Consider the following 25493-nt stretch of genomic DNA (forward strand, 5'->3'; position numbering starts at 1 on the left):
ATCAGGTTGCGAACGCCTGCGGCGAGCCGTACGGTTGACCACAACATCTAGTAGTCACACCGATGTACTTCACCTATATGTGGCGTTGTTCAGAGGTGTGATGCGTTTCTGTCAGGGGAGGGATTGGACGTGCACTGCCCGTTCTGCCGCAACCCTGACACCAAAGTGATCGACAGCCGCTCCACCGACGACGGCGGCGCCATTCGGCGGCGCCGGTCGTGCGCGGAATGCGGCAAGCGATTCACGACGCAGGAGAATGTGCTCGTGATGGTGGCCAAGCGCAGCGGGGTCACCGAGCCGTTCTCCCGGGAAAAGATCATCGCCGGTGTGCGCAGGGCCTGCCAGGGCCGTCCGGTCGACGAGGATGCGCTCGCGAAGCTGGGACAGCGGGTCGAAGAGGAGATCAGATCCTCCGGCTCCGCCGAAATCCCCTCGCACGAGATCGGCCTCGCGATCCTGGGGCCGCTCGGCGAACTCGATGAGGTCGCCTATCTGCGATTCGCCTCGGTCTACCGGAGCTTCGAGTCGCTGGACGACTTCGCCAAGGAGATCGAGACACTGCGGAAGGCCGGTTCCTCGGGGGAGCCCGGCCCGCCCCGGTAGGGGCGGGTTCCGGAAAACACAAGCAGCACAAGTAAGAGCGGCCTCCGCTCGGGCATGGCCCGTGCGGCGGCGCGGTTGTTCCTGAGCAGGGCCCGGCGGGAGGGCCCGAGAGGGGGAAGGTCATGACGGAGACGGTGAGCGGCTCGGCGGCACGACGCGGCAAGGGGAGCCGCAAGGGCTTGAAGGTCGAGCGCATTTTCACCACGCCCGGCGTGCATCCGTATGACGAGCTGCGCTGGGAGCGTCGTGACGTCGTCATGACCAACTGGCGCGACGGCTCGGTGAACTTCGAGCAGCGCGGCGTCGAGTTCCCCGACTTCTGGTCGCTGAACGCCGTCAACATCGTCACGTCCAAGTACTTCCGCGGCGCGGTCGGCACGCCGCAGCGCGAGTGGAGCCTGAAGCAGCTCGTCGACCGCGTCGTGCGCATGTACGTCGACACGGGCCTCGAACAGGGCTACTTCGCCTCCGACCAGGACGCCGAGGTATTCGAGCACGAGCTGAAGTACGCACTGGTCCACCAGATGTTCAGCTTCAACTCCCCCGTCTGGTTCAACGTGGGCACCAAGTCCCCGCAGCAAGTGAGTGCTTGCTTCATCCTGTCGGTGGACGACACGATGGAGTCGATTCTGGACTGGTACAAGGAAGAGGGCGTCATCTTCAAGGGCGGCTCCGGCGCCGGCCTGAACCTGTCCCGGATTCGCTCCAGCAAGGAGTTGCTGTCGTCCGGCGGCACGGCCAGCGGGCCCGTCTCGTTCATGCGCGGCGCGGACGCGTCCGCCGGGACGATCAAGTCGGGCGGCGCGACGCGCCGGGCCGCGAAGATGGTCGTGCTGGACGTCGACCACCCCGACGTCGGGGAGTTCATCGAGACCAAGGCGCGCGAGGAGAACAAGATCCGCGCGCTGCGGGACGCCGGGTTCGACATGGACCTCGGTGGCAAGGACATCGGCAGCGTCCAGTACCAGAACGCCAACAACTCGGTCCGGGTGTCGGACGAGTTCATGCGGGCCGTCGAGTCGGACGACGAGTTCGGGCTGCGCGCCCGGATGACCGGCGAGGTCGTGGAGACGGTCAAGGCCAAGGAGCTGTTCCGGCTGATGGCCAAGGCCGCCTGGGAGTGCGCCGACCCCGGCATCCAGTACGACGACACGATCAACGACTGGCACACCAACCCCGAAACCGGACGTATCACCGCAAGTAACCCTTGTTCGGAATATATGTCCCTGGATAACTCGTCCTGCAACCTGGCGAGCATCAACCTGCTGAAGTTCCTCACGGACGAGGGGACGTTCGACGTCGCCAAGTTCGTCAAGCTCACCGAGCTGATCATCACGGCGATGGACGTCTCCATCACGTTCGCCGACTTCCCGACGGAGAAGATCGCGGAGACGACCCGCGACTACCGGCAGCTCGGCATCGGCTACGCCAACCTGGGCGCGCTGCTCATGGCGACCGGCCACGCCTACGACTCCGACGGCGGGCGGGCTCTGGCCGCGGCGATCACGTCCCTGATGACGGGTGTCGCCTACCGCCGGTCCGCCGAGATGGCCGGCGTCGTCGGTCCGTACGCGGGCTACGCGCGCAATGCCGAGGGCCACAAGCGCGTCATGCGCAAGCACGCCGCCGCCAACGACGGCATCCGCACGCTGAACAACATGGACAAGGCCATCCACGCCGCCGCCGCCAAGCAGTGGCAGGAATGCCTCAAGGCCGGCGACAAGCACGGCTACCGCAACGCGCAGGCTTCGCTGCTGGCGCCGACCGGGACCATCGGGCTGATGATGGACTGCGACACCACCGGGATCGAGCCGGATCTCGCGCTGATGAAGTTCAAGAAGCTCGTCGGCGGCGGGTCGATGCAGATCGTCAACCACACGGTGCCGCGCGCGCTGGAGCAGCTCGGCTACCAGCAGGAGCGGATCGAGGCGATCGTCGAGTACATCGCCGAGCACGGTCACGTGGTGGACGCGCCCGGGCTGCGGCCCGAGCACTACGAGGTGTTCGACTGCGCGATGGGGGAGCGGGCGATCAGCCCGATGGGGCACGTCCGGATGATGGCGGCCGTCCAGCCGTTCCTGTCCGGGGCGATCTCCAAGACCGTCAACATGCCGGAGAAGGCCGGCATCGAGGACATCGAGCGGGTGTACTTCGAGGGCTGGCGGCTCGGGCTGAAGGCCCTGGCGATCTACCGCGACAACTGCAAGGTGGGCCAGCCGCTGTCGGCCGCGGGCAAGAAGGAGGCGGCGGAGCCGGCGGAGACGGCGACACCGCGTCCGGTGCGCAAGCGGCTGCCGAAGCAGCGGCCGGCGACCGTCACCCGCTTCTCCGTCGCGGGCGCCGAGGGGTACATGACGGCGTCGTCCTACCCGGACGACGGCGTCGGCGAGGTCTTCCTCAAGCTCGGCAAGCAGGGCTCCACGCTCGCCGGTGTGATGGACGCCTTCTCCATGGCGATCTCCATCAGCCTGCAGTACGGCGTCCCGCTGGAGACGTGGGTGGAGAAGTTCACCAACATGCGGTTCGAGCCCGCCGGCATGACCGACGACCCCGACATCCGCATGGCGACGTCGGTGATGGACTACATCTTCCGGCGGCTCGCGCTGGACCACCTGCCCTACGAGGAGCGCGCGGGTCTCGGCATCCTGACCGCCGGGGAGCGCGCCATGCAGGCCAACGGTGAGGACCCGGCGGCCCTGCACGGGGACGATGTGGTCGACCACGAGTCGCTGGCCCAGACCGCCGAGATCACCAGGCCCGCGGCTGCGGGCTCGGCTCCGGCGGGCGAGGCGCACTCGTCGATGGAGGTCATCGAGAGCCGCCAGGGCCGCACCGCGGACGCGCCGCTGTGTCTCACCTGCGGCACGAAGATGCGGCCCGCGGGCAGCTGCTACGTCTGCGAAGGCTGCGGCTCCACCAGCGGCTGCAGCTAGAGGCGCGGATCGAAGCGGGGAGCCCGGCCGGGTGTGAGGGCCGGGCTCCCCGCCGTGTCCGCGCTAGACGGGGTTCGTGTCGGTGTTCTCGGGGGCGGTGCCGCCGTTCGGGCGGCGGCGCTTGGCGGGCTTGCGGCGGCCGGCGACGAGGGTGTCGTCCTCGGTGCCGGCGTTCTTGGCGCCGGTTTCGGTGCCGGGGGAGCCGGGCGGCGGGGTCTTCTCGTGGCGCGGGGACGGCGGCTTGCGGGCGGGCTTGGCGATCGGCTTCGTCTCCGCTTGGCGGAGCGATTCGACGAAGCTCTTCGCGTCGTCCTCGCCTTCGTCGTCCGCACCCTTCAGCCGCTTGCGCGCGATCCACTGGTCGAGGGTCAGCCGGCCGCCGCCGCCCGCGGCGAACAGGAGGCTGGCCATGCCGAGGACGAGGACGAGTTCGAAGCCGTTCTCGACCGCGGCGCCGTCCACGAGGAACAGGCCTTCGGTGGCGTGGACGAACACGAACGCGCCGGCCATGTCCAGGAACAGCAGGGCGCCGGTGACGGGGAGGCCCAGCCCGGCGATCAGCGCGGCGCCGCCCAGCAGTTCGACGAACGCGGAGTAGACGGCGGCGGCGGTGGGCAGCGGCACCCCGAGGTCGTCGAACGACCGGCTGGTCGCGGTGACGCCCGCCTCGATCTTCTGCCAGCCGTGTGCCATGAACACGACGCCCACGCCGACCCGCGCGAGGACCGCCGCGATGTTGTAGAGCGGCCGTGTGCGCATGCCATCGACTCCTTCAACGGGTGATTCGGCCCGGTTTTCGACGGAGAGTATGACGTCCGCCGGATGGATCGCGCGAACATACCAGGTGAACCGGCCCGAGGAAGGGACAATCGGTAACGGTGCACGGCAGCGCGACCGCCGCGGCGCCGGGGCGGCGGCGGTCTCGCGCGGCCGTGTTCGTCAGCGGGTGCGGCCGCGGGGTTTCAGGGGCGTGGCGGGCATGGTGGGCGCGGGCAGCGGGGCGCCGTCGTAGCCGTGCACGGTGCCGAAGCGGTCGCCCGCCATCCAGTCCTGCCGTGCCTGGGCGATCTCCTCGCCGGTCCGGCCGATGAAGTTCCACCACATGACGAGCTTCTCCTCGAACGGCTCACCGCCGAGCAGGACGAGGCCGCTGTCGCCGTCGGCCCTCAGCGGCAGTTCGCGGCGGCCGCTCCCGAGGTACAGCATCGAGCCGGGCTCGACGCGCATGCCGTCCACCTCGGTGATGCCGGACATCGTGAGCGCCGCGTACTCGAAGTCGGGCTCGACCGGCAGCCGCACGCGGGCCCCGTCCTCAAGGGCGAGGTCGGCGCCCATGATCGGCGTGAAGGCAGTGCCGGGCGAGGCGGTCCCGTCCAGCTCGCCCAGGATCACCGTGGCGTTGAAACCGGGCCCCTCCACGACGGGCAGGTCGGCGTGGTGCTCGAACGCGGGCTCGGTGTGCCGGTGCGAGTCGGGCAACGCCACCCACAGCTGGGCGCCGTGCAGGATCGGCGAGTGCGGGCGCGGTGATTCCTCGGAGTGCGCGATGGCCCGTCCCGCGGTCATCAGCCCGAGTTCCTTCGGCCGGACGGTCTGCAGGCTGCCGAGGCTGTCGCGGTGCAGGACCTCGCCGCCGTGCAGCCAGCTCACCGTCTGCAGCCCGATGTGCGGATGCGGCGGTACCTGCATGCCCGGTTCGTCGGCGATGTCGTCGGGCCCGTAGTGGTCGACGAAGCACCAGGCGCCCACCATGCGCCGTCCCAGGCTGGGCAGGAGCCTGCGGACGACCGTGGACTCGCCCAGGGGCACCCGCCGCGGCGGCAGGAGTTCGTGGACGGGGCGTCCCGCGGCATCGTCCCGCCCGCCGCATTCGACCGGCTTCGGCCGGACATCGAGATTGCTCACCGCGCCACCCTTCACTCGACCGCTGCTTCTACGATGCCCTACCGCTCGCGACCCCCGAACACTGCCCTGCTGTCCTGTTAAATTACGCATCCTTCCCTATATGGCCTATGCTGGGGAGTGATGAGGGAGAAAATGTACTCGGTCGAGGAGGTCGCCGACCATCTCGGCTTGCATGTGCGCACCGTGCGCGGCTACATCCGCGCCGGGCGGCTCAAGGCGGTGCGGATCGGCAAGCAGTACCGGATCGCCGAGGCCGACCTGGAGGAGCTGACCGGACGGGACCGTCCCGCCGTGTCCCGGCCCGCCGGGGCGGCGCACGTCGAGGTGTCGAGCATCGTGCAGATCGACGGCGTCGACCGTGCCGCGGCCGACCGGCTGGGGACGCTCGTGCTGGCCGGGGTGAACACCGGCGGGCCCGGCCCCGCGCTTCGCGTGCAGGTCGCCCATGACCAGGAGTGGAACCGAATGAAGATCGTGATACTGGGCGGCGCGGCCGCCACCGCCGACGTGCTGCGGATGCTCGAAGCCGTGCTCGGCGATGACAGCGGACTGTTCGTGAGGGAGGACGGCGATGACTGACGTGATGCAGGAGCGGGCCGGGGTGCAGGTTCTCGTGTGCGACCCGGCCGGCCCGCGGGTGACGACCACGCAGGACGCGCTGGACCTGATCGGCGCGGCCTTCCTCGGCGCGGAGGTGGTGGCACTGCCCGCGAGCCGCCTGGACGAGGACTTCTTCTCCCTGGGAACCGGCATCGCCGGCGAGGTCATGCAGAAGTTCGTCAACTACCGGCTGCGCCTGGCCGTCATCGGCGACATCTCCGGACACCTGGCCGCGAGCACCGCGCTCCAGGCGCTGGTCCGCGAGTCGAACTCTGCGGGGCACGTGTGGTTCCTCCCCGACCTGGAGGCGCTCGACGAGCGGCTGCGAGCGGTCGCCTGAGCGGCCGCGCGGGCTCCGCGACGGCCAGCCGGTGCGTTCGAGGAGCCCGCGCTGCCGTGCAGGTCGGAGGCGGTGGTTCCGGTCAGTGGAATCGGGGGTGGGCGCGCGGGGTTCACCTGTATGTGATGCACGGTGAGTACAAGGTTCCGGGCGGCAAGCTCGTCGTCGCCGACGTCGATGTCGTGGACGGCCTGCTCCGCGGGCCGAGGATCAGCGGTGACTTCTTCATGGAGCCCGACGAGGCGCTGGAGGCGATCAACGCCGTCCTGGACGGCCTGCCCGCGAAACTCGACGCCAGAGCGATCGGCGACCGTGTCCAGGCGGGGCTGCCGCGGGACACGGTGATGCTGGGGATCACCGCCGAGGCCGTGGGGATCGCGGTGCGGCGGGCCGTGGCGCGGGCGTCGGACTGGCGCGACCACGACTGGCGGCTGATCCACGAGCCGCCGCAGGAGCCCGTCCTGCACATGGCGCTCGACCAGGTCCTCGCCGAAGAGGTCGGCGCGGGACGGCGGCCGCCGACGCTGCGGGTGTGGGAGTGGGCGTCGCCCGCGGTCGTCATCGGCAGCTTCCAGTCGCTGCGCAACGAGGTCGACGCCGAGGCGGCCCGGCGGTACGGGGTGGAGGTCGTCCGGCGCATCAGCGGCGGCGGCGCGATGTTCATCGAGCCCGGCAACACGATCACCTATTCGCTGTACGCGCCGGAGACGCTGGTGGCGGGCATGTCGTTCGCCGAGAGCTACGCGTTCCTGGACGACTGGGTGCTCGGCGCCCTCGGCGAGGTGGGGATCAGGGCCTGGTACCAGCCGCTGAACGACATCACCTCCGACCAGGGCAAGATCGCGGGCGCGGCGCAGAAGCGGCTCGCCGCGGGCGCGGTGCTGCACCACGTGACGATGGCCTACGACATCGACGCCATGAAGATGGTGCGGGTGCTGCGGATCGGCCGGGAGAAGATCTCCGACAAGGGGACCGCCAGCGCGGTCAAGCGCGTCGACCCGCTGCGCCGCCAGACCGGGATGCCCCGCGAGGAGATCATCGACCGGATGATCGGGCACTTCAGGGGCCGGTACGGGCTGACGGGCGACCAGGTCAGCGAGGACGAGATGCGCCTCGCCGGCAAGTACGTGACGGACAAGTTCAGCACCCCCGAGTGGATCGCCCGCGTCCCGTGAGGCCGGCGAGGCGCCGATGACGCGGCCGGCCCGGACGGAACTCCGGGCCGTTTCCGTGCGTCGTTCCGTCATGGCAGGTCGCCGGGCTGCGCGACTGGCCATAGGTTGGGGACATCGATCGATGATGAGGAGCGTTCATGTCGATGCAGAAGGGCGCCAACACCGCGGTGCCGGTTCCCTCGGTCCGGGTCGAGCTCGGCTGGCAGAGCGGTCCGGGCGTACCGGACGCGGACGCGTCGGCGCTCCTGCTGGCGGAGACCGGCAGGGTCCGTTCCGACGATGACTTCGTCTTCTACAACCAGCCCGCGCACAACTCGGGCGCGGTCCGGCACGACGGCAAGCAGCGGGGGGCGACCGTCCTGGACGTCCTGTCGGTCGACCTGAACCGCGTGGAGCCCGCCATCGACAGGATCGTCATCGCGGCGTCCGCCGATGGGGGGACGTTCGGCGAGTTCCAGGGCTTGTACGTGCGCCTGGTGGACGCGGCGGCCGGGACGGAGGTCGCCCGGTTCGACAGCGAGGGCGCCACCACGGAGACGGCGTTCGTGCTCGGTGAGCTGTACCGGCGGCAGGGTGCGTGGAAGTTCCGCGCGGTCGGGCAGGGCTATGACTCCGGGCTCGGCGGCCTGGCCACCGACTTCGGGATCTCGGTCGACGAACCCGCCGAGGAGACCGCGCCGCCGCCTCCCGCGCCGCCGCAGCCCCAGGCGCCGCCACCGCCTCCCGGAGGCCAGTACGCGCCGCCCCCGCCTCCACCTCCGCCTCCCGGTGGGCAGTACGCGCCGCCTCCACCCGGACAGTTCGCGCCGCCGCCTCCTCCTCCGCCCCCGCCGGGCGGCCAGTACGCGCCGCCGCCCCCGCCTCCCGGCGGACAGTACGCGCCGCCTCCGCCCGCCGCCCCACCGCCTCCGGCGCAGCCGCAGCAGCAGGGCGGCACGGTCTCGCTCACCAAGAACGCGCCGTCGGTTTCGCTGACCAAGCACGGCGCGACGTCCGGTCACATGCGGGTCAACCTCAACTGGACCGCCCGTGAGGGCGTCGCCAAGGGATTCCTCGGCAAGCGCCGCCGCGGCCATGACCTCGACCTGGACCTGTGCTGCCTCTGGGAGCTGCAGGACGGCCGCAAGGGCATCATCCACGCGCTCGGCGACATGGGTGCGCTGGAACGCGCGCCGTTCATCAAGCTCGACAAGGACGACCGCACCGGGGCGATCGAGTCGGGCGAGAACCTCCACATCAACCTCGACCACACCGCCGACTTCAAGCGGATCCTGGTGTTCGCCGAGATCTACGACGGAGCCGACGACTTCCGCGGCCTGGATGCGATCGCGACCCTGTACCCGAAGGGCGCGCCGCCGATCGACATGCGCATCAGCGACTGTGTCGACGCGTCCCGTGACGCGGTCCTTGCGCTCATCGAGAACGTGGGCGGCGAACTCGTCGTCCGACGTGAGGGACGCTTCATCCTCCCGCCGCCCGGACGTCCGCGCTGGGGGAAGATGTCGGTCGACCAGGCGTACGGCTGGAATCTGGAGTGGGTCGCCGCACGCGGCAAGGACTGAACCCGTCCGTTGACGCAGGCTCCGACACGGGCCCGGGCGGTCGGCTGATTCCGGCCGACCGTCCTGAGCCCGGCACCGGCCGTCGGCTTACGCGGCCTTGACGGTGTCGGCCAGTTTCTTGTCTCGGGCCACTCTCACCAGGGCGGCGCTCAGCCGGGCCATGTCCTTGTCGGGGACCTTGGAGGCGAGTTCGGCGGCGTCGGTGGGGAGCCCCAGCCGTTCGGCGCCCTTCTTGACCTGGCCGTCGACGTAGGGGCGGAGCCAGGGCCAGATGGACTGGGCCTCGCGGCAGAAGATGTCCACGCCGGTCGGGCCGATGCCCGGGAACTCCTGCAGCAGCTCGGCGGCCTTCTCGGGGTCGCGTTCGGCTTCGATGGCGAGGCGCCGGAGGTCGCCCTTGTACTTGTCCTGGACGATCTGCGCCACGTCGCCCAGGCGGGACGCGGTGCTCTCGTCGTAGCGGACGTAGTGGCCGCGTCCGAGCGCGTCGACGCGTTCCTGCCACGTCAGCTTGCTCATCCCGCGTGCCGTCCCGCCGCCGGCGGCGAACAGTTCGCGTGCCGCGGAGAGAGCGATGTCCGACGAGATGCGCGCGCTCAGCAGGTTCGCCAGGACCAGCAGCTTGAACAGCGCGGCCGGCTGGTCCTTCAGCGGAATGCCGGCCTCCTCGGCGAACGTCTCGCCGGACTCGTGGAGCAGCTTCTTGACGACGGTGTCCATGGCATTTACCTCCCGCTTTCGCGCCTACCCGAGCCGGCGGACATGACTCCTGCCGGGACGCGGGGGCGAGTCACAGAAGGCTCAGCTGGCCCTCTCCGGCGAGCGGGTCGCGGTGTTTCTTCAGGTGCCGCCAGCGCGGAAGGTCGTCCAGGTAGGACCACGACATCCGGTGATGCGGTGTGGGTCCGGACTCCTGCAGGGCTTTCTGGTGGACGGGTGACGGATACCCGGCGCTGTCCGCGAACCCGTAGCCGGGGAACGCGCCGTCCAGGTCGGCCATCAGCCGGTCACGGTGAACCTTCGCCAGGACGGACGCGGCCGCGACCGTGACCGACCGCTGGTCGGCCTTCACCTCGCAGCGCACCCGCCAGGGCCGGCTCAGGAAATCGTGCTTGCCGTCCAGGATGACCACGTCCGGCGTGACGGGCAGCGCCTTCAGGGCGCGGACGGCGGCGCGCCGCAGCGCCTCCGTCATGCCGACCTCGTCGATCTCTTCGGGACCGGACGCGCCGATGGCGTGCCCGGCGAGCCAGCCGGGCAGCAGTTCGGCGAACGACTCGCGGTGGGGCCCGGTGAGGAGTTTGGAGTCGGTCAGCCCGATCGTCCTGTCGCCCCTGCCTTGCAGGACGGGCGGCGGGGTCAGGTCGGTGACCGCCGCGCACACGACGACCGGGCCCGCCCAGGCACCGCGTCCGACCTCGTCCACCCCGGCGATCCTGAGGGGACGGCCGCTGCCGGACGGCGCCGCCCGAAGCTCGTCCTCGATCTCGTAGCCCGCCACACGGGAGACGTCCCTGGCGACCGCCGGGGCGGGATCCAGTCCGGGCAGGGCGTGGGTGGAGTCGGTCAAGGAGTCTCCTTACGGGGATCCTGCTCAGGAGCGCACGAAGGCCGCGATCGCGTGGCCGAGGCGTTCCCCGCCGTCCTCCTGGAGGAAATGCCCGGCGCCCTCGATCGTAGGGTGCCCGATGCCCTGCGCGCCCGGGATCAGCTGCTTGAACAGCGGCGCCATCGGCCCGGTGATGGGGTCCTGGTCGCTGAAGGCCACGAGGAAGGGCTTGTCCCACGAGCGCAGGACGTCCCAGGCGTCGCGGTTGGGCTGCGCCTCGGGATCGTCGGGCTCGGCCGGGACGAGGGCGGGCATGGCGCGCGGAGCCGCCTTGAACGACTCGTCGGGGAACGGCGCGTCGTAGGCGGCGCGCACGTCGTCCGGCAGTGCGGTGCGGCATCCGGAGGCGACGCTCCGCGCGACGTCGAACTCGGGCGCGCTGCGGACCGACTGCCGGAACTTCAGCCACGTCTCCGGCATGGGGAAGTCCCCGGTGGGCAGGCCCGTGTTGGCCGCGACCACGCGCGAGAACCGCTCCGGGTGGGCGGTCACCAGCCGCAGGCCGATGAGGCCGCCCCAGTCCTGCCCGACCAGGGTCACGTCCTGGAGGCCGAGGGCGTCGAACACCAGTGAGCGCGTCCACTCGATGTGCCGGGCGTAGGTGTGGTCGCCCATCTCGGCGGGCTTGTCGGAACGGCCGAAACCGATCAGGTCGGGCACGACCACCCGCAGGCCCGCGTCCGCCAGGACCGGCATGACGTGCCGGTAGAGGAACGACCAGCTCGGCTCGCCGTGCAGGCACAGCACCACCGGGCCGTCGGAGGGCCCGGTCTCGACATAGGCCATGCGCAGGGCGACGTCGCCGTCCGGTGCGGGGACGTCGGCGTAGCGCGGTTCGTAGGGGAAGTCGGGGAGACCGGTGAAACGCTCCTCGGGCGTGCGCAGGATCCGCATGGGCCCCATCATGCCGAACATCGTTCTGGACAGGACGAGAGTCCTGGTCCCGGGTAGGGGTTTTCTCTGTTCCGCACCAGGCCGCGGTGTGGGGAGTCAACGAACCGCGCGCGGGGAGTCCCGTTCCGGGCGGTCCTGCGCTTTACTCGCTTCTGATGGCTTTGTTTGGCAGGTCGCGTTCCCGCCCGGCGAAGGACGCCGCGGCGCGGGATCTTTTCGAGCGCCTGCGGTGGCGTTACTTCCAGGTCACCCCAGGCGTGCGGTTCCTGGGCGGTGTGCTGTCGGTCGCGCTGGTGCTGTCGGCCACGGTCGTGGTGGACGGGCCGATCCTCGCCGCGGCGGCGTCCACGGTGATCCTGCTCGTGGCCGTCCATCTGACCTTGCGGTCGCCCACGGGGATGGCGGTCGTCGCGGTGATCGTGTCGTGGCTGGCGCTGTCGGTGCCACTGGGCGGCCTCTACCCGGACGAAGGGCGGCCGCCTTACCTGAACCCCGCGCTGCTTCTGGCGGTGCTCGCCCTGCCCGTGGCGGTCGTCGCGTTCCGTCTGCGCGGGTACACGCCGTGGCGCACCGCGCTCCTGGCCCTGGGCGCAGCCGGCGTGCTGACGGCGGCGGTGGCCCCCGTGCTGCCGGAGGCGAGCGTGGCGCCCGGCTGGGCGGCGGCCATCGGCCTCCTCGCCTACCGCTGGGACCAGGCGCGGCGCGCGGTGCCCGCCGAGGCGTACGAGACCGGCTGGGTACAGGAGCAGGCCGGCCCGAAGGGGGACGGTACGGCGGGTCCGCGCAGGAACCCGCCCGGCCCCGACAAGCGGGAACGGCCGAACCACCCCGATAGAGGGGACAAGGGAGACAAGCCGAGCAGGCCCGGCCGGTCCGACCGCCCCGGCGGATCCGACCAGCCCGGCGGATCCAGCCGGCGGAACCCGGTCGATGACGACGCCGCCGCATCGGCCGCCGCGCAGGCGGGCCACGGGCAGCGCGCCGCGGCGCAGGCGGCCGCCACCGCCGCCGACCGCGCAGGCCCGGCGGAGACTCGAACTGAAAAGGTGCCTGAGATATCCGTGGCCGAAGCACTCGCCGAGCTGGAGGACATGATCGGGCTCGAACCGGTCAAGCGGCAGGTCCGTTCCATCGCTGCGTCCATCGAGGCCGCGCACATGCGCGCCGCCGCCGGGGTCCCCACGGAGAAGCCGATGCGGCACTTCGTGTTCGTCGGGCCGTCCGGGACGGGCAAGACCACCGTCGCGCGCGTCCTGGCCAAGATTTTCTACGCGTTCGGGCTGCTGCCAGAGCGGACCGTGGTCGAGGCACACCGGGCCGACCTCGTCGGTGAGTTCCTCGGTGCCACGGCCATCAAGACCAACCGGCTCGTCGATTCCGCGCTCGGCGGGATGTTGTTCATCGACGAGGCGTACAGCCTGGCCAACTCCGCCGAGGGGCAGCCCGACCGGTTCGGTGACGAGGCCGTGCAGACACTTCTCAAACGCGCGGAGGACGACCGCGACAACCTGGTCGTCATCCTTGCGGGGTACGACGCGCAGATGGCCGAGTTCCTCGACTCCAACCCTGGGCTGGCCTCACGGTTCGGGACGCGCGTGCATTTCCCGTCCTACCGTCCGTCCGAACTGCTGCAGATCGCCGACTACCACACCGGGCTCCGCGAGGACCGCCTCGACCCGGAGGCCCGTCAGCGGCTCGCCGTGCGCTTCGAGGAGGTCGAACGGCGCGGCATCGTCGACGAACTGGGAAACGGCAGGTTCGTCCGGTCGCTGACCGAGGCGGCGGCGCGCGCGCGGGACGTGCGGGTCGTCGATGCCGTCTCCGCCTCGAAGGGGCCGGTCACCCCCAGCGCCGACGACCTGGTCACCCTGCGCGCCGAGGACGTCGAGACGGCGTTCGCCGAGGTCACCGAGCGGTACCGCGGCTACGCCGAGACGCCGACGCTGGACGAGGCGCTCGGCTCGCTCGACGCGATGATCGGGCTAGAACCGGTGAAGCGGCAGGTCCGGGAGATCGCCGCCCAGCTCCAGGTCGCCCGGATGCGGCACGACCAGGGCCTGGTCACCCGCCCGCCGACCCGCCACTTCGTCTTCACCGGGCCGCCCGGCACCGGCAAGACCACCGTCGCGCGCGTGCTCGGCCGCATCTTCGCCGCGGCGGGCCTCCTCGCCCGTCCCGAGGTGGTCGAGGCCCAGCGCGCCGACCTCGTCGGTGAGCACCTGGGCGCCACCGCGCTGAAGACGAACAAGGTCGTCGACTCCGCGCTCGGCGGCATCCTGTTCATCGACGAGGCGTACTCGCTGACCAACCCCGGCTACTCCGGCGGGGACGCGTTCGGCGCCGAGGCGGTGCAGACGCTGCTGAAGCGCGCCGAGGACGACCGGGATCGCCTCGTCGTCGTCCTCGCCGGCTACGAGGGCGACATGGACCGGTTCCTGTCGTCCAACCCTGGGCTCGCCTCACGGTTCGACGTCCGCGTGGACTTCCCGTCCTACGGGCCGGACGAACTGCTCCGCATCGCCCAGCTCATCGCCGACGAGGGCGGCGACCACTGGGAGGAACGCGCCCTCGACGACCTCGCGCTGGTCTTCCAGCGCGTCTGCGGAGCGGGCCGGATCGACGAGCTGGGCAACGGCCGCTTCGCCCGCTCCATGTACGAGAAGGCATGCGCGTGCCGGGCGTTGCGGGCGGCCGAACTCGGCGACGCCGCGACGGCCGACGACCTCACGCTCCTCACCACCGAGGACGTCCGCGACGCCTTCGCCGACCTCACCCACCGGCTGGCGTGAGGGGAGCCCGGGGGCATCGGCGCGTCCTGTCGGCGGCATGCGCTGTAATCGGGGCATGACCTCGGTGACGTGGGCCCAGGTGCTCGCCTGGCGGATGCGGCGGCAATTCATCGACTCCCCGGGCGACGCGTCGGCCGTGCAGATCACGCGACGCCTGGCCGGGGTGCAGGCGCAGGTCGCGTCGTCGGCGGCACTCGCGGTCGCGGTGCGGCAGGCGGCTCCCGAAACGGGCGCCGTGGCGCGGGCGCTGCTCGACGAACGGACCCTCGTCAAGACGTGGGCCGCCCGGGGAACCCTGCATCTGCTGCCCGCCGATGAGGCCGCCGCCTATCTCGTGCTGTCCGCCGCCGTGCGCAACTGGGAGAAGCCTGTCTGGCAGCGGAACTTCGGGGCCACGCCCGCCGACCTGGAGGCGATCGCCGAGGCGGCGAGGGACGCCCTCGCGGACGGGTCGATCCTCACACGCGAGGAGCTCACCACGGCCGTCGTCGACAAGACCGGCTCGCGGCATCTCGCGGACGTGCTCGGCTCCGGCTGGAGCACCCTCCTCAAACCGCTGGCCTGGTGGGGCGTCCTCTGCCAGGGGCCGCCGCAGGGCACGCGCGTGACGTTCACCTCGCCGGAGAGGTGGCTGCCCGGCTGGACGGGCCTGCCGCCCGTGGAGGACGCCGCCCGGACGGTGATCCATGCGTTCCTGGGCGCACATGGGCCCGCGACCCCCGACATGTTCGACAACTGGCTCATGCGCAAGCTGAACCGGAAGAAGGATGTCAAAAGCTGGTTCGCGGCCGCCGAGGACGGGCTCTCCACCGTCGAGGTGGACGGCGTGCAGATGTACGTGCTGCGGGAGCATCTTGATGAGCTTCTGGCCACAGAGCCCAGCACGTCCGTCCGGCTGCTCGGCGCGTTCGACCAGTACGTCCTGGGGGCCGGGACGTCCGCGACGTACCTGGTGCCCGCCGAGCGTCGCAAAGACGTGAGCCGCGCGGCGGGCTGGATCTCCCCGGTCGTCCTGCATGAAGGCCGCGTGGCGGGCGTCTGGGAGGCCAAGGGCGGTGACTTGGCCGTGACCCCGTTCGAGGACATCCCCGCCGCTCCGCTCAAGAACGAGCTGAGTCGCCTGGCGGCGCTGCTGAGCTGAGAGCCTCCGCACTGGGAGATGTGCGGCCAGCCCCGGTTCATGATGGGTTCAGGCCATTCGTCTAGGGTGCCGTTCCGTGGACCAGCGAGATGAGCAGGCCGAGCCGGCCGAGCGGGACGAACCGCTCGAGTACGGGCAGAAGCGGTACAAGGCGCCGGACGGCGCGGCCGAGCTTCTGCTGATCAGGCACGGCGCCTCCGCGCCCGCCCGTCCGGACCGGCCCTTCCCCCTCGTGGACGGCCAAGGTGACCCCGACCTCGCGCCAGAGGGACGTGAGCAGGCCGAGCGGGTCTGTGAGCGGCTCGCGGACGAACGCCTAGATGCCATCTACGTGACGACCCTGCGCCGCACGGCGCAGACGGCGGCGCCGCTGGCACGCCGGCTCGGGCTGGAGCCGCGCGTCGAGCCCGGCCTGCGCGAGGTGCACCTGGGCGAATGGGAAGGCGGGCTGTTCCGCAAGATGGTCGCCGAGAACGCCCCGGTAGTGCAGCGGATGTTCGCCGAGGAGCGCTGGGACGTCATCCCCGGTGCGGAGAACCACGAGGCGTTCGCGGCGCGCGTCGACGAGAGCCTCACGCGGCTGGCCGCCGCGCACGCGGGCGGGCGGGTCGCGGTGTTCACCCACGGCGGCGTCATCGCGCAGGCGCTCGCGTCCGTGACCGGGGCCAGGCGGTTCGCGTTCCTCGCGCCGGACAACGCGTCGATCTCCCTGCTGGTGAGGCTCGGCGACCTGTCGTCCATCCGCGGATTCAACGACGTCTCCCACCTGGACTGGTCCGTCCCCGCCCCCTTGACCTAGAGGCCGGAACCTGGGCTAGAGGCGGAAGCGGACGTGCTGGCCGGGACGTAGCTGCGCGGCGTCGGCGACGGCGGCCGAGGCGAGCACCGCGACCACGGGGTAGCCGCCGGTCGTCGGATGGTCGGCCAGGAAGATGATCGGCATCCCGCTGGGCGGTACCTGAAGTGCACCGGTGACCATGCCTTCGCTGCCGAGTTCGCCGGCGCGCGCGCGGACGATGGGCGGGCCGTCCAGCCGTACCCCCACACGGTTGCAGTCCGGCGACACCTCGTAGGGCGTGGACGTGAGCGTGGCCACCGCGTCCTCGGTGAACCAGTCGTCACGCGGACCCGGCAGGATCCGCAGTACCGGCGTCTCCGGCAAGGGCGGCGCGGGTGCGACGTCCACGGTGATCTCCGACAGCCCCTTGGCGGAACCCAGCGGAAGGCGGTCCCCGGATGACAGGGGCGCGGGGCCGAGCCCGGACAGAAGATCGGTCGAACGGCTCCCCAGAGTCTCGTCGACGGCGACGCCACCGCGGACGGCCAGGTAGCTGCGCAGCCCGGACGACGGCGTGCCCACCTCCACCAGCGCTCCGGCCGGGACGTGGGCGGGTGCGTGCGTCCCGTGGGCGCGGCCGTCGATGCTCAGCGGCGCCTGCGCACCCGTGACCGCGACCCAGGCGTGCCGGTGAAAACGCAGGGCCGCCCCGCCGAACGTCAGCTCCACGGCCGCGGCGCCCTCCGGGTTCCCGACGAGCCGGTTGGCCAGGCGGAAGGCGCGTTCGTCGGCGGCGCCGGAGCACGGGACGCCCAGGTGGGCGCGGCCGGGCCTGCCGAGATCCTGGACGGTCGCCAGCGGCCCGGGCCGGACGACCTCGATCAAGAAGGCCCCCCGGGAACGAAACGGACGCGCATGCCCGGCCGGAGCAGCGACGGCGGGTCGCGCGTCACGTCCCACAGCCGCAGCCCGCTGTGTCCGAGCAGCCGCCAGCCGCCCGGCGACGGGGACGGGTAGACGGCCGCGTACCGGTCCGCGATCGCGACCGAACCCGCCGGGACCGACGTGCGCGGCGACGCGCGGCGCGGCACCCGCAGCGCCGGGTCGAGGCCCGTCAGGTAGCCGAATCCGGGGGAGAAGCCCAGATAGGCGACCGTGTACGTGGCGGCGGAGTGCCGGCGGACGACCTCGTCCCGCGACAGCCCGGTGAGATCGGCGACCTCGTCGAGATCCGCGCCGTCGTAGGTCACCGGGACCTCCACCGGCTCCGCGTCGCCGTCGGGGTCCTCCGGCAGCCGCAGGTGCGGCAGCCGTGCTGCGAGGCCGGCCAGATCGGCCGAAGGGTCGGTCACCACCAGGACGGTCCGCTCCCCGGGGACGACGTCCACGACGCCGGGCAGAGGCTCGTTCCGCAGCGCGGCGTTCAACCGGTGCGCGGTCGCGAGATCCGCGGTCTCGACGAGCAGGGCCGCGTCACCGGCCCGCAGCACCTTCACGCGAACGGCTCCAGCGCGACGCCCGCCTCGGACAGCGCAGCCCGGACGGCCCGCACGAGAGCCACCGCGCCCGGAGTGTCGCCGTGCACGCAGACCGAACGGGCCTTCAACGCGACCTGGGTACCGTCCGCCGCCACGACGGTGCCGTCCACGGCCATTCGGACGACCCGCTCAACGACGGCGTTCTGATCGTGAATCACGGCCCCCGGCTCTTTGCGTGACACGAGTGCACCAGCAGGCGTGTAGGCCCGGTCGGCGAAGCACTCGGCGACCACGGTGAGCCCATCGGCGACGTCGTGCACCGCGGAACCCGGAAGGGTCAGTAGCGGAAGCGAAGGGTCGTACGCACGTACCGCCTCGGCGAGGGCGCGGGCCTGGACGACGTCACGGGCAGCCCGGTTGTAGAGCGCCCCATGCGGTTTGACGTAAGACACACGTCCGCCTTCCGTGCGCGCTATGCCGTCCAACGCCGCGAGCTGGTACAGGACCTCGGCGGTCAGCTCCGGCGCCGGCACGTCCATCTCGCGGCGTCCGAAACCGGCCAGGTCCCGGTACGACACCTGCGCGCCGATGGTCACCCCGCGCTCGACCGCCGCGGCGCACACCCGCCGCATGATCAGAGGGTCGCCCGCGTGGAACCCGCACGCCACGTTCGCGCTCGTGATCATGTCCAGCAGCGCCAGGTCGTCGCCCAGCTCCCAGATGCCGAACCCCTCGCCGAGGTCTGCGTTGATATCGATGACCGCCATGACCAAGACCCCCTGAAACCGATTGTCTCAGCTCAGACGGTCTCCTCGTGGACGTCCTCGACCTCGTGTTTGGACGCCCACGCCTGGTACACGCCACGGTCGAACAGCTCCAGGCCGAGCTGCTCCGCCACCGGCGCCTTGCCGCCGCTGTACTCGACGCGCAACCAGCCCTCGTGCTCGCCCAGCACGACGAACGGTTCACCGCGCCAGACGCAGTGGGTCGTGACGTACTGCAGGCGGTCGACGTCCGACAGCGGCACCACATGGATGTACCGGCCGGGCATCACCTGCCTGAAACCGTCGGTGTGCCGCGAGGCGTAGAGCCGCACCCGGTCACCGTCCGGGCTCGCCTCGTACTCGGCGCCGCGCCAGCCCGCGTAGAAGCCGTGCCGGATGCTCATGCCCGTCCCCCCGGCCTTTCCGGCAGCTTCACCAGCCATCTGCGCAGGTCGGCGTCGTAGCGCGCCACCAGCGCCTCCCTGCCGTCCGCGGCGAGGCGGTACAGCTCGGCGCCGTGCGGCAGCCGCTGACTCTCGATCTTGAACTCCGGGATGGCGGGACCGTCGCCCGGCGCGTACCCCGAACCGGGGAACGGCGCCTTCTCGATCACCCAGCCGCCCGGGATGATCCCCATGCTCCACTCGTCGATCCCGCCCAGCGGCCGCCGGAACAGCGGCGGCTTCACCGCCGGCCACCGGATCGCGTGGATCTCCTCGTCCGCGGGCGTGAACGGCGAACCCTCGTACACCAGCCCGAGGCAGCGGATCAGCGCGCCGGGAGTCGTCATCTCCCGGACGTCCTTCAGCCGGTGCACGTATCCGGCGACCAGGTCGTAGCCGCCCTCCAGGTAGTGCTGCACATGCTCGGGCCGCACCACCTTCTGCATCACCACGACCTGGGACGCGCCGTCCGGTGGTGTCCGGCCCTCATGGGCGGGCTCCTTGGCGGGAGCCTCCCGCTTCTCGGCGGCGCCGCTGCGCTCACGGCTCGCGACAGGGATGTCCTGTGTCCGCATCCGCTGCTCTCGCCCGACCGGTGCGCCCGGTGCACTTTGCGGACGGCTTGGCGCGTCCGTGCCTACACCCGGTCCGGCGTGCGGAGCGATCGGTTCGGCTCGTGTGTCGCGTACCCCGCTCTGGGACGTGCTCGTCCTGTCCTGCGTGTAGCCGGGGGCCGCCTGGGCGGCAGCGGGCCTTTCCGGACGACCGCCTGGCGCGCCCAACGGCGGGCTCTGCGGCGGCGGGCTCTGCGCGGGGCGCGGCGGCAGGCTCTGCGCAGGATCAGGTGCGTTCGGTGCGGTGCTTTGCGGGACGACCGGGGCGGCGCGGTGACGCGAGGCCGCCTCCGCGGCCTCGCGCTGGCCGTAGAGGGGCGCTACGGGGAGGCCCTGCGGGTCGCCGACGGTCTCCCGGGCCGCGGGGACCTCCGGACGCCGCGGCTGAGGGGGCGCCGCGGGACGGGGCGCGGGAGCGTCGCCGGCCGGGCGTGTGGGCGCCTGTGAGGCGACGGGGACGTCCGACGGTGCAGGAGATGCGGTCCGCGGCGGCGCGGGGCTCTCCGGCGGCCTGGGAGCGCCCCGGCCACCGGCGGAACCGCCGGACGGCTTGACGCCGCGGGTCCTCGTGCGGGACGAGGCCCCCGCGACATGGACGTCCGTCGGTGCCGGCGGCGTCGGGCCGGAGGGCGTCCGCGGCTCCTCCGGCTCGAACAGCGCGTTGGCGTCCAGGTAGGACGCGCTGGGCAGACCCGGGTTGACCGCGAGCTGCCAGTCCGGATGCGGCCAGCGCCGGGACAGCTCCGACAGCGACGCCTCCCGGTGGTGCACCGCCTGTCCTTGCAGGGAGCGGTCCATGGCCTCGGGAGAGGTGAACGCCAGGACGAACGTTCCGTCGCCGAACTGGGCGGTGGCGAACTGATGGTCGGCGCTCCCCGGGTCGCCGGGGGCGGGCAGATACAGAACCGCGCGTGCGAGGAGTTCCAGATAGCCGTGCTGGTCGCCGCGTTCACGCGCCTCCGCCAGCGCGGTCTCCAGCGTGGAACCCGCCGGCCGGGCGGGACGTGCGGCGGATCGGGTCTCCGCGTCGGGGACGGCCAGCGGGATGCCGAGCCCCGGCAGCGCCAGCGGACCGCCCTCGGGGCCGGACCGGCTCGCCTGGTAGACCAGTTCGAGCGGCGATTCGATGCGGTAGACGTCACGGAACGCGCCGACCAGCAGCCCCGCGAGGAGCGCGCAGGCCTCCAGTTGCTCAGCCGAGGCCCGGCCGCCGCGGTCGCGCAGCGTGAACTGGTGCCACCAGTTCTTGCGTTCCTCCTCGTCCGGGGGTTCCCAGCCGAGCGCCCTCAGCCGCCGCTCCTGCCGCGGGGCGAGCGGCCGGGGCAGGAACGCGCTGCTGACCGCTTCGGCGTCGAGCACGCCCTCCGCCCTCATCGCCTGGACGTAGGGCAGCCCACTGGGGCCCTGCACGATGAGGAACGACGTGACCGGCAGCCGGGAGAGCTCCAGCGTCAGCCGTTTGGCGAAGTCGTTCCAGTCCACTCGGGATCCACTTTCACGTCCATGGTGCGGGGGCCGTACTCGACGGTAGCCGAACGGTGCGTCACTCGGTCCGCGGAGCCGGAACGGCGTCGGCCCTCACCGGCGCCCAGACACCCCCGACTGCGTCGTAGACCGCGAGGGGCGTCTCGTCACCGTCACCGGTCCAGCGCCAGAGGCGAGCGCCGTGGGGCAGCCGTATCGGGACGCCGGCGGCCCGCTGCTCCGGGACGGCGGACTGCCTGCTCGTCGGCGCGCCCAGCGGAAGCGCCGCGCCCGCCTCCGCCTGAACACGCCCCGGTTCCGGACGCTCCGATTCGAGCCGCTCACGCTGAACGCCCTCGGACCCAAGCCGCTCGACCTGAACGCGCTCGGGCTGAAGATGCTCGCCCTGAAGCCGCTCGGCGTCGAGCCGCTCGGGTTGTACGCGCTCGGGCTGAACTTGCTTGGGCTGCACGCGCTCGCCCTGAGGACGCTCGGGTTCAAGCCGCTCGGGCTGGACGCCCTCAGCCTGAACGTGCTCGCGCTGAACGTGCTCGGGTTGTACTTGCTCGGGTTGTACGTGCTTGGCCTGAGGGCGCTCGGATTCAGGGCGCTCGGGTTGTACGTGCTCTGCCTGAGGACGCTCGGGTTCAAGTCGCTCGGGCTGAAGTCGCTCGGGCTGAAGGCGCTCGGGTTCAAGCCGCTCGGGTTCAAGTCGCTCGGCCTGAGGACGCTCGGATTGAACGCGCTCGGGTTGAGGATGCTCGGGTTCGAGCCGCTCGGCCTGAACAGGTTCGGCCTGAACAGGTTCGGCCTGAACACGTTCGGGCTGTAGAAGCTCGGGCTTGAGGTGCTCGGGTTGTGCGCGCTCGGATTGAGGACGCTCTGGCTGAACGGGCTCGGGTTGAAGCCGCTCGGGTTCGGGGTGTTCGCCCTGGATGGGCTCGGGCCGAAGCGGCTCGGGCTTCGGGTGGGCGGGCGGTTCCGGATGTGGCGGGTTCAAGGGCTCCGGTGCGGGGCTCTTCGAGCCTGCGATCATCGGCTCGGAGGGCTGCGGCTCGGCCGGTCCCGCTTCCGCGGCGGCGCCGGCGTCCACGGGCAGCGCGGGGTCCCCGGCTTCGAGTGCCGCCCGCAGATCGGCCGCAGTGAAAGGGTCGACCGCCGTATGGGCATCGTCGTCCGCGCTGTCCGCACTGGGGGCCGAACCATTGACCGCGGGGACCGAGCCGCCTGCGACGGGGTTGGGCCCAGCGAGTGCGTTCGGGTCGACCGTTCCGTACGGGTTGGGGACGTCCGGCTCAGCGGGCGGCGACACGTCCGGGCTTGCGTGCAGGCGAGGAATGACGGACGAGTCCAGGAGGACCTCGCTCGGCAGGCCCCAGTTGATCGCGAGACGCCATGCCGGGTCCGGCCAGCCGGCCGCAAGCCGTGCGAACGAGGTGCGCCGGTAGAGGCCGGGGTGCCGGTCGCCGGTGCGGGCCAGGGCGCCGGGAGAGGTGAACACCGTGACGTAGGTGTCGCTGCCGATGGCGGTGGTGGGGAACTCGGCGCGGTCGGGGTCCTCCACGGCGGACGCGGTCGCCGGGAGCACCAGGTCGGCGTCGGCCAGCAGCCGGAAGTACGTGGTGTTGTCGCCGTTCGCCTTGGCCTCGGCCAGGCGGGGTTCGAGCAGGTCGGCGTCCGCGCCGGGAAGGCGCTCCGCCTGCGGCGGCATCGAGGTCCCCGCAGGGGGCGTGCCCGCGGGCAGGGGATCGGCTCCGGCGAGTGGGCCGCCGGACGGTTCGCCGACCGGGCCGCCGGACGAGGAGCGGCGCTGGTTCACCCGCGACGCGTCGGCGACGTCGATGCCGAAGTCGAGCAGCTCGATCAGGCCGGTGCCGTGCCGGTGGAACGACTCGTACACGAGGTCGGACGGCCGCCGGACGCCCTGGACGTCGCGGAGAGCGGTGACCATCACCTCGGCCAGCCGCGAGAAGTCGACGTCGCTCACCGACAGCATCCCGCCGGGCACGCCGAACTCAGGAAGCTCCGTCCACCAGTTGCGCGGGGCGGGCTCGGCGGGCGGGCGCCAGCCCGCGTCGCTCATGACCTCCTCGTCGGCCAGCGTGAGCAGCAGCGGCCCGTCGAGGAAGTTGTTGCTGACGGCCTCGGCGTAGAGCCGGTCGGGCTCGCGCATGGCCTGGACGTAGTGGCGGCTCTCATCGCGTTCGCGCACGATGAGGATGGTGTCCCGTTCGAGACCCGCCAGTTCACGCCCCAGCCGCCGGGCGAACTCGGACCACTCCAACAAGATCACTCCCTACGACCGGGGGCCGGCCCCCGGGCCCCCGCGAGACCATGCCCGAGACCCGATGATTGTCGCCGGGGACGCCGCGCGCAAACCGGGAGTTCACTCGGGTGGGGGTTCGTGACGCAGCACACGCAGGGCCTCGCGCAGAGCCTCCGGGTCGTCCCCGCAGCGGTCGAGGACGTCGATGAGTTTGTGCAGGATCTCATGGCGTTCGTAGCCGACGTCGAGCAGCGATTGGGCGGTCTCCCACAGCTGCGGCGGCTCGCCGTCCCACAGCCGCTCCGTGAGGCGCTCGTGGGCCTCGATGTGCTCCTCGTCGGCGCCGGGATGCTCGAATTCCAGGACGACGCGGCGGTCGTCCGGGTCGGCGGGATCCAAGGTCGACAGGTCGATGAAGCCGTGCCGCCCCGACCGGCGGTGGGTGCCCGACAGGAACGGCAGGGCGAACGCCCGGCGCGACAGCGCCTCCAGGTCGCCGTCGGGCAGCAGCCGTCCGACGAGTTCGCGGTCGAGGCCGAAAGCGGACGGGTCGCGGTAGGCGTCGGCGAACTTCGCGGTGGCGTCCCAGAGGGCGTCCAGCGTGGCCCTGATGCCCTCTTCGGGCAGCCCTGTGCGCTTGCCCGCCCACCGCACCCACGCGGCCAGCACGTGGGGGACAGCGTCTTGTTCCGTCGGGGAAAGTAAAACCTTGCGTGGCAGCCAGTCGAGCAGGAACATCTCGCATTTGAGCGGGCTGACCCGCAGCGGCCGCCCGAAGTCGTGGGTGCAGCCGTAGTCGATGATGCGGTCGACGCACCGGCTGGCGGCCGAGCGGTCGGACAGGCCCTCCGCCTCGTCGGAGGCGAGGAACCGCGCGGCGATCGTCGCGCGCCTGTCGGGCCCGTACACCGGCGGCTGGGGCAGCCGGCCGCCCGGCGGCAGGATGTCCACCCGCGCCCGGACGAAGGCGTGGTAGGTGCCGAAGTTCTCGTTCACCGGCGGGTCGTCGGTGTCGTCGGTGAGGTCCAGGGCGCTCCACAGCAGCGCCTTGGTGTCGCGCGGATCGAGCTGCTCGAACCGCATCAGCGGGTTGTCGCGGCCTTCGCGGCGGCAATGGTCGAGGAGCGTGTCGACACGGGACGAGACCCAGGCGTCCCGGACCATCCCGCTCGTCGGCGGCCGTCCGGCGCGTGCGGCCGGGGCGAACGGGTCGCCCGCCGGCTGGACGGCCCCGGCCTTGTTGCGATCGACCAGGATGACCAGCGCGTGCCGTTCGGCTCCTCCGTAGCTGTAGGTGCAGACGATGGAGTCCTGGTCGCCGAAGACGTCCCTGGACACGTAGCAGTCCTCGGGGGCGACCATTCCGACGCGGTCCGCCCATCCCGGTCTGGCGACCCCGTTCTCCATCAGTTCGAGCGCCGCGCGCTCCGCCTTGGCCGCCTGCCGCGGCGTGCCCATGTAGGCCATGCCGGTGAGCAGCGCCAGCGCGGCCGGTGTCCCGGCCGTCCTGGCGTAGTCGACGAGGGCCTCGCCGATGACCTCCTCGACGTCGCCGTCCGGTACCCGGTGCCCCCACCAGGCCCCGAGGATCTCGCTGACGATGAGCTCGGCGTCCAGGGGGCTGCGCACGGCCAGCAGCTCGCGGGCGTGCTGCAGCATGCCGTCGAAAATCGCCGAGACCTCGTCCGGGGGCGTCGATCCGTCCCGGCCAGGGTCCCCGGAGGAGCGGTGGCGGCTGCGGGGACTCACGCTTCTAGCCTCTCAGATCCGGCGCGGGTCCGCGCAGTCCCTTCGCAGGACGCGGCCGACTGCTCAGCCGTCCACTCCGTCCGCCGGTGCGCCCCTGGAAGGCGGCTCCGACTTCAGCTTTCCGGTGAGATGTTCGCGCGCCATCCGTTCGACTCTGGCAGGCGTTGCTTCGAGCCCAAGATGGGCCATGCAAGCCTGGACGTCCGCCACGCACCGGTGCACCGCGTCCAAGGGAAAGGTCACGAACTCGTCGCCAAGCCGCTGTGTGAGCTCGTCGCGGGTCTCGCTCCGGTGATCGGCCAGTGCATGCATCTGCCCACACCTCCGCACGCGGGGTTCCGGCGGACGGGGACGCCGCCGGTCGAGACGGAGCGCGTACGGATCGA

General features: G+C 71.6%; 22 protein-coding genes. 9 read left to right on the forward strand and 13 right to left on the reverse strand.

All coding sequences use genetic code 11. The features are described from left to right. Nucleotides 1-129: 129 nt before the first annotated feature. The gene (nrdR, locus tag AB0C35_RS33775) at nucleotides 130-603 is read left to right on the forward strand and encodes a transcriptional regulator NrdR (RefSeq protein ID WP_358465092.1); all 474 of its coding nucleotides are present in this window, start codon (nucleotides 130-132) and stop codon (nucleotides 601-603) included. 122 nt (nucleotides 604-725) lie between these two features. Then, on the forward strand, nucleotides 726-3536 hold the full coding sequence (locus tag AB0C35_RS33780; protein ID WP_358465095.1) for a vitamin B12-dependent ribonucleotide reductase: 2811 nt from the start codon (nucleotides 726-728) through the stop codon (nucleotides 3534-3536). Nucleotides 3537-3599: 63 nt separating this feature from the next. On the opposite strand, the gene AB0C35_RS33785 is transcribed toward AB0C35_RS33780, so the two are convergent. Both AB0C35_RS33785 and AB0C35_RS33790 read right to left on the reverse strand, forming a co-directional pair. Further along, the gene (locus AB0C35_RS33785) at nucleotides 3600-4295 is read right to left on the reverse strand and encodes a DoxX family protein (RefSeq protein WP_358465098.1); all 696 of its coding nucleotides are present in this window, start codon (nucleotides 4293-4295) and stop codon (nucleotides 3600-3602) included. Between the two features lie 180 nt (nucleotides 4296-4475). After that, nucleotides 4476-5441: a pirin family protein gene (locus AB0C35_RS33790; protein ID WP_358465101.1), complete on the reverse strand. Its 966-nt coding sequence runs from the start codon at nucleotides 5439-5441 to the stop codon at nucleotides 4476-4478. Between the two features lie 120 nt (nucleotides 5442-5561). Between AB0C35_RS33790 and AB0C35_RS33795 the strand changes: the two genes are divergently transcribed. From AB0C35_RS33795 to AB0C35_RS33810, 4 genes are all read left to right on the forward strand, one after another. Then, nucleotides 5562-6020: a helix-turn-helix domain-containing protein gene (locus AB0C35_RS33795; protein ID WP_358465104.1), complete on the forward strand. Its 459-nt coding sequence runs from the start codon at nucleotides 5562-5564 to the stop codon at nucleotides 6018-6020. Further along, nucleotides 6013-6381: a DUF4180 domain-containing protein gene (locus AB0C35_RS33800; protein ID WP_358465107.1), complete on the forward strand. Its 369-nt coding sequence runs from the start codon at nucleotides 6013-6015 to the stop codon at nucleotides 6379-6381. The genes AB0C35_RS33795 and AB0C35_RS33800 overlap by 8 nt, the downstream gene beginning before the upstream one ends. A gap of 125 nt (nucleotides 6382-6506) precedes the next feature. Then, the gene (locus tag AB0C35_RS33805) at nucleotides 6507-7556 is read left to right on the forward strand and encodes a biotin/lipoate A/B protein ligase family protein (protein ID WP_358465110.1); all 1050 of its coding nucleotides are present in this window, start codon (nucleotides 6507-6509) and stop codon (nucleotides 7554-7556) included. A gap of 137 nt (nucleotides 7557-7693) precedes the next feature. Further along, on the forward strand, nucleotides 7694-9118 hold the full coding sequence (locus AB0C35_RS33810) for a TerD family protein (protein ID WP_358465113.1): 1425 nt from the start codon (nucleotides 7694-7696) through the stop codon (nucleotides 9116-9118). Between the two features lie 87 nt (nucleotides 9119-9205). On the opposite strand, the gene AB0C35_RS33815 is transcribed toward AB0C35_RS33810, so the two are convergent. From AB0C35_RS33815 to AB0C35_RS33825, 3 genes are all read right to left on the reverse strand, one after another. Next, nucleotides 9206-9838 carry an endonuclease gene (locus tag AB0C35_RS33815; RefSeq protein WP_358465116.1) on the reverse strand — a complete coding sequence of 211 codons (633 nt, stop codon included), beginning with the start codon at nucleotides 9836-9838 and terminating at the stop codon, nucleotides 9206-9208. Nucleotides 9839-9908: 70 nt separating this feature from the next. Beyond that, nucleotides 9909-10604, reverse strand: coding sequence for a ribonuclease HII (locus AB0C35_RS33820; protein WP_358465293.1), 696 nt, complete (start codon nucleotides 10602-10604; stop codon nucleotides 9909-9911). Nucleotides 10605-10712: 108 nt separating this feature from the next. Next, on the reverse strand, nucleotides 10713-11621 hold the full coding sequence (locus AB0C35_RS33825; RefSeq protein WP_358465119.1) for a haloalkane dehalogenase: 909 nt from the start codon (nucleotides 11619-11621) through the stop codon (nucleotides 10713-10715). A gap of 155 nt (nucleotides 11622-11776) precedes the next feature. Here AB0C35_RS33825 and AB0C35_RS33830 point away from each other — a divergent pair, with 155 nt between their 5' ends. The 3 genes from AB0C35_RS33830 to AB0C35_RS33840 all read left to right on the forward strand — a co-directional run bounded on the left by AB0C35_RS33830 (nucleotide 11777) and on the right by AB0C35_RS33840 (nucleotide 16350). Further along, nucleotides 11777-14410 (forward strand): AAA family ATPase, encoded by a 2634-nt coding sequence (locus AB0C35_RS33830; protein ID WP_358465122.1) that lies wholly within the window; start codon nucleotides 11777-11779, stop codon nucleotides 14408-14410. 55 nt (nucleotides 14411-14465) lie between these two features. Continuing rightward, complete coding sequence (locus tag AB0C35_RS33835) at nucleotides 14466-15551, forward strand: winged helix DNA-binding domain-containing protein (protein ID WP_358465125.1); 1086 nt, start codon at nucleotides 14466-14468, stop codon at nucleotides 15549-15551. Nucleotides 15552-15627: 76 nt separating this feature from the next. Continuing rightward, nucleotides 15628-16350 (forward strand): histidine phosphatase family protein, encoded by a 723-nt coding sequence (locus tag AB0C35_RS33840; RefSeq protein ID WP_358465128.1) that lies wholly within the window; start codon nucleotides 15628-15630, stop codon nucleotides 16348-16350. A gap of 15 nt (nucleotides 16351-16365) precedes the next feature. Here the strand turns inward: AB0C35_RS33840 and AB0C35_RS33845 are convergent, their stop codons facing one another. From AB0C35_RS33845 to AB0C35_RS33880, 8 genes are all read right to left on the reverse strand, one after another. After that, a complete protein-coding gene (locus AB0C35_RS33845; RefSeq protein WP_358465131.1) occupies nucleotides 16366-17214 on the reverse strand; it encodes a biotin-dependent carboxyltransferase family protein in 849 nt (282 codons plus the stop codon). Further along, entirely contained in the window at nucleotides 17211-17825 is a 615-nt protein-coding gene (gene pxpB / locus AB0C35_RS33850; RefSeq protein WP_358465134.1) for a 5-oxoprolinase subunit PxpB, read from the reverse strand. Before pxpB ends, AB0C35_RS33845 begins: the two co-directional genes overlap by 4 nt. Further along, nucleotides 17822-18574, reverse strand: a complete 753-nt coding sequence (locus tag AB0C35_RS33855) for a 5-oxoprolinase subunit PxpA (protein ID WP_358465137.1) — start codon at nucleotides 18572-18574, stop codon at nucleotides 17822-17824. The genes pxpB and AB0C35_RS33855 overlap by 4 nt, the downstream gene beginning before the upstream one ends. Before the next feature lie 32 nt (nucleotides 18575-18606). Then, nucleotides 18607-18975, reverse strand: a complete 369-nt coding sequence (locus AB0C35_RS33860; protein ID WP_358465140.1) for a hypothetical protein — start codon at nucleotides 18973-18975, stop codon at nucleotides 18607-18609. Beyond that, nucleotides 18972-21110, reverse strand: a complete 2139-nt coding sequence (locus AB0C35_RS33865) for an SseB family protein (RefSeq protein ID WP_358465142.1) — start codon at nucleotides 21108-21110, stop codon at nucleotides 18972-18974. Before AB0C35_RS33865 ends, AB0C35_RS33860 begins: the two co-directional genes overlap by 4 nt. Nucleotides 21111-21171: 61 nt before the next feature. Then, nucleotides 21172-23379: an SseB family protein gene (locus tag AB0C35_RS33870; protein WP_358465145.1), complete on the reverse strand. Its 2208-nt coding sequence runs from the start codon at nucleotides 23377-23379 to the stop codon at nucleotides 21172-21174. A gap of 99 nt (nucleotides 23380-23478) precedes the next feature. Further along, the gene (locus tag AB0C35_RS33875; protein ID WP_358465296.1) at nucleotides 23479-25017 is read right to left on the reverse strand and encodes a hypothetical protein; all 1539 of its coding nucleotides are present in this window, start codon (nucleotides 25015-25017) and stop codon (nucleotides 23479-23481) included. Nucleotides 25018-25170: 153 nt separating this feature from the next. After that, nucleotides 25171-25419, reverse strand: coding sequence for a hypothetical protein (locus AB0C35_RS33880; RefSeq protein WP_358465148.1), 249 nt, complete (start codon nucleotides 25417-25419; stop codon nucleotides 25171-25173). Nucleotides 25420-25493 lie beyond the last annotated feature (74 nt).

The organism is Spirillospora sp. NPDC048819, assembly GCF_040650055.1.
In the GTDB taxonomy this organism is placed as follows: Bacteria; Actinomycetota; Actinomycetes; order Streptosporangiales; family Streptosporangiaceae; genus Spirillospora.

Coding starts and splice junctions, on each gene's coding strand:
- AB0C35_RS33780 (WP_358465095.1), top strand. CDS start 726: ATGACGGAGACGGTGAGCGGCTCGGCGGCACGACGCGGCAAGGGGAGC.
- AB0C35_RS33785 (WP_358465098.1), bottom strand. CDS start 4,295: ATGCGCACACGGCCGCTCTACAACATCGCGGCGGTCCTCGCGCGGGTC.
- AB0C35_RS33795 (WP_358465104.1), top strand. CDS start 5,562: ATGAGGGAGAAAATGTACTCGGTCGAGGAGGTCGCCGACCATCTCGGC.
- AB0C35_RS33800 (WP_358465107.1), top strand. CDS start 6,013: ATGACTGACGTGATGCAGGAGCGGGCCGGGGTGCAGGTTCTCGTGTGC.
- AB0C35_RS33805 (WP_358465110.1), top strand. CDS start 6,507: ATGCACGGTGAGTACAAGGTTCCGGGCGGCAAGCTCGTCGTCGCCGAC.
- AB0C35_RS33810 (WP_358465113.1), top strand. CDS start 7,694: ATGTCGATGCAGAAGGGCGCCAACACCGCGGTGCCGGTTCCCTCGGTC.
- AB0C35_RS33815 (WP_358465116.1), bottom strand. CDS start 9,838: ATGGACACCGTCGTCAAGAAGCTGCTCCACGAGTCCGGCGAGACGTTC.
- AB0C35_RS33825 (WP_358465119.1), bottom strand. CDS start 11,621: ATGCGGATCCTGCGCACGCCCGAGGAGCGTTTCACCGGTCTCCCCGAC.
- AB0C35_RS33830 (WP_358465122.1), top strand. CDS start 11,777: ATGGCTTTGTTTGGCAGGTCGCGTTCCCGCCCGGCGAAGGACGCCGCG.
- AB0C35_RS33835 (WP_358465125.1), top strand. CDS start 14,466: ATGACCTCGGTGACGTGGGCCCAGGTGCTCGCCTGGCGGATGCGGCGG.
- AB0C35_RS33855 (WP_358465137.1), bottom strand. CDS start 18,574: ATGGCGGTCATCGATATCAACGCAGACCTCGGCGAGGGGTTCGGCATC.
- AB0C35_RS33860 (WP_358465140.1), bottom strand. CDS start 18,975: ATGAGCATCCGGCACGGCTTCTACGCGGGCTGGCGCGGCGCCGAGTAC.
- AB0C35_RS33875 (WP_358465296.1), bottom strand. CDS start 25,017: ATGCTGCAGCACGCCCGCGAGCTGCTGGCCGTGCGCAGCCCCCTGGAC.
- AB0C35_RS33880 (WP_358465148.1), bottom strand. CDS start 25,419: ATGCATGCACTGGCCGATCACCGGAGCGAGACCCGCGACGAGCTCACA.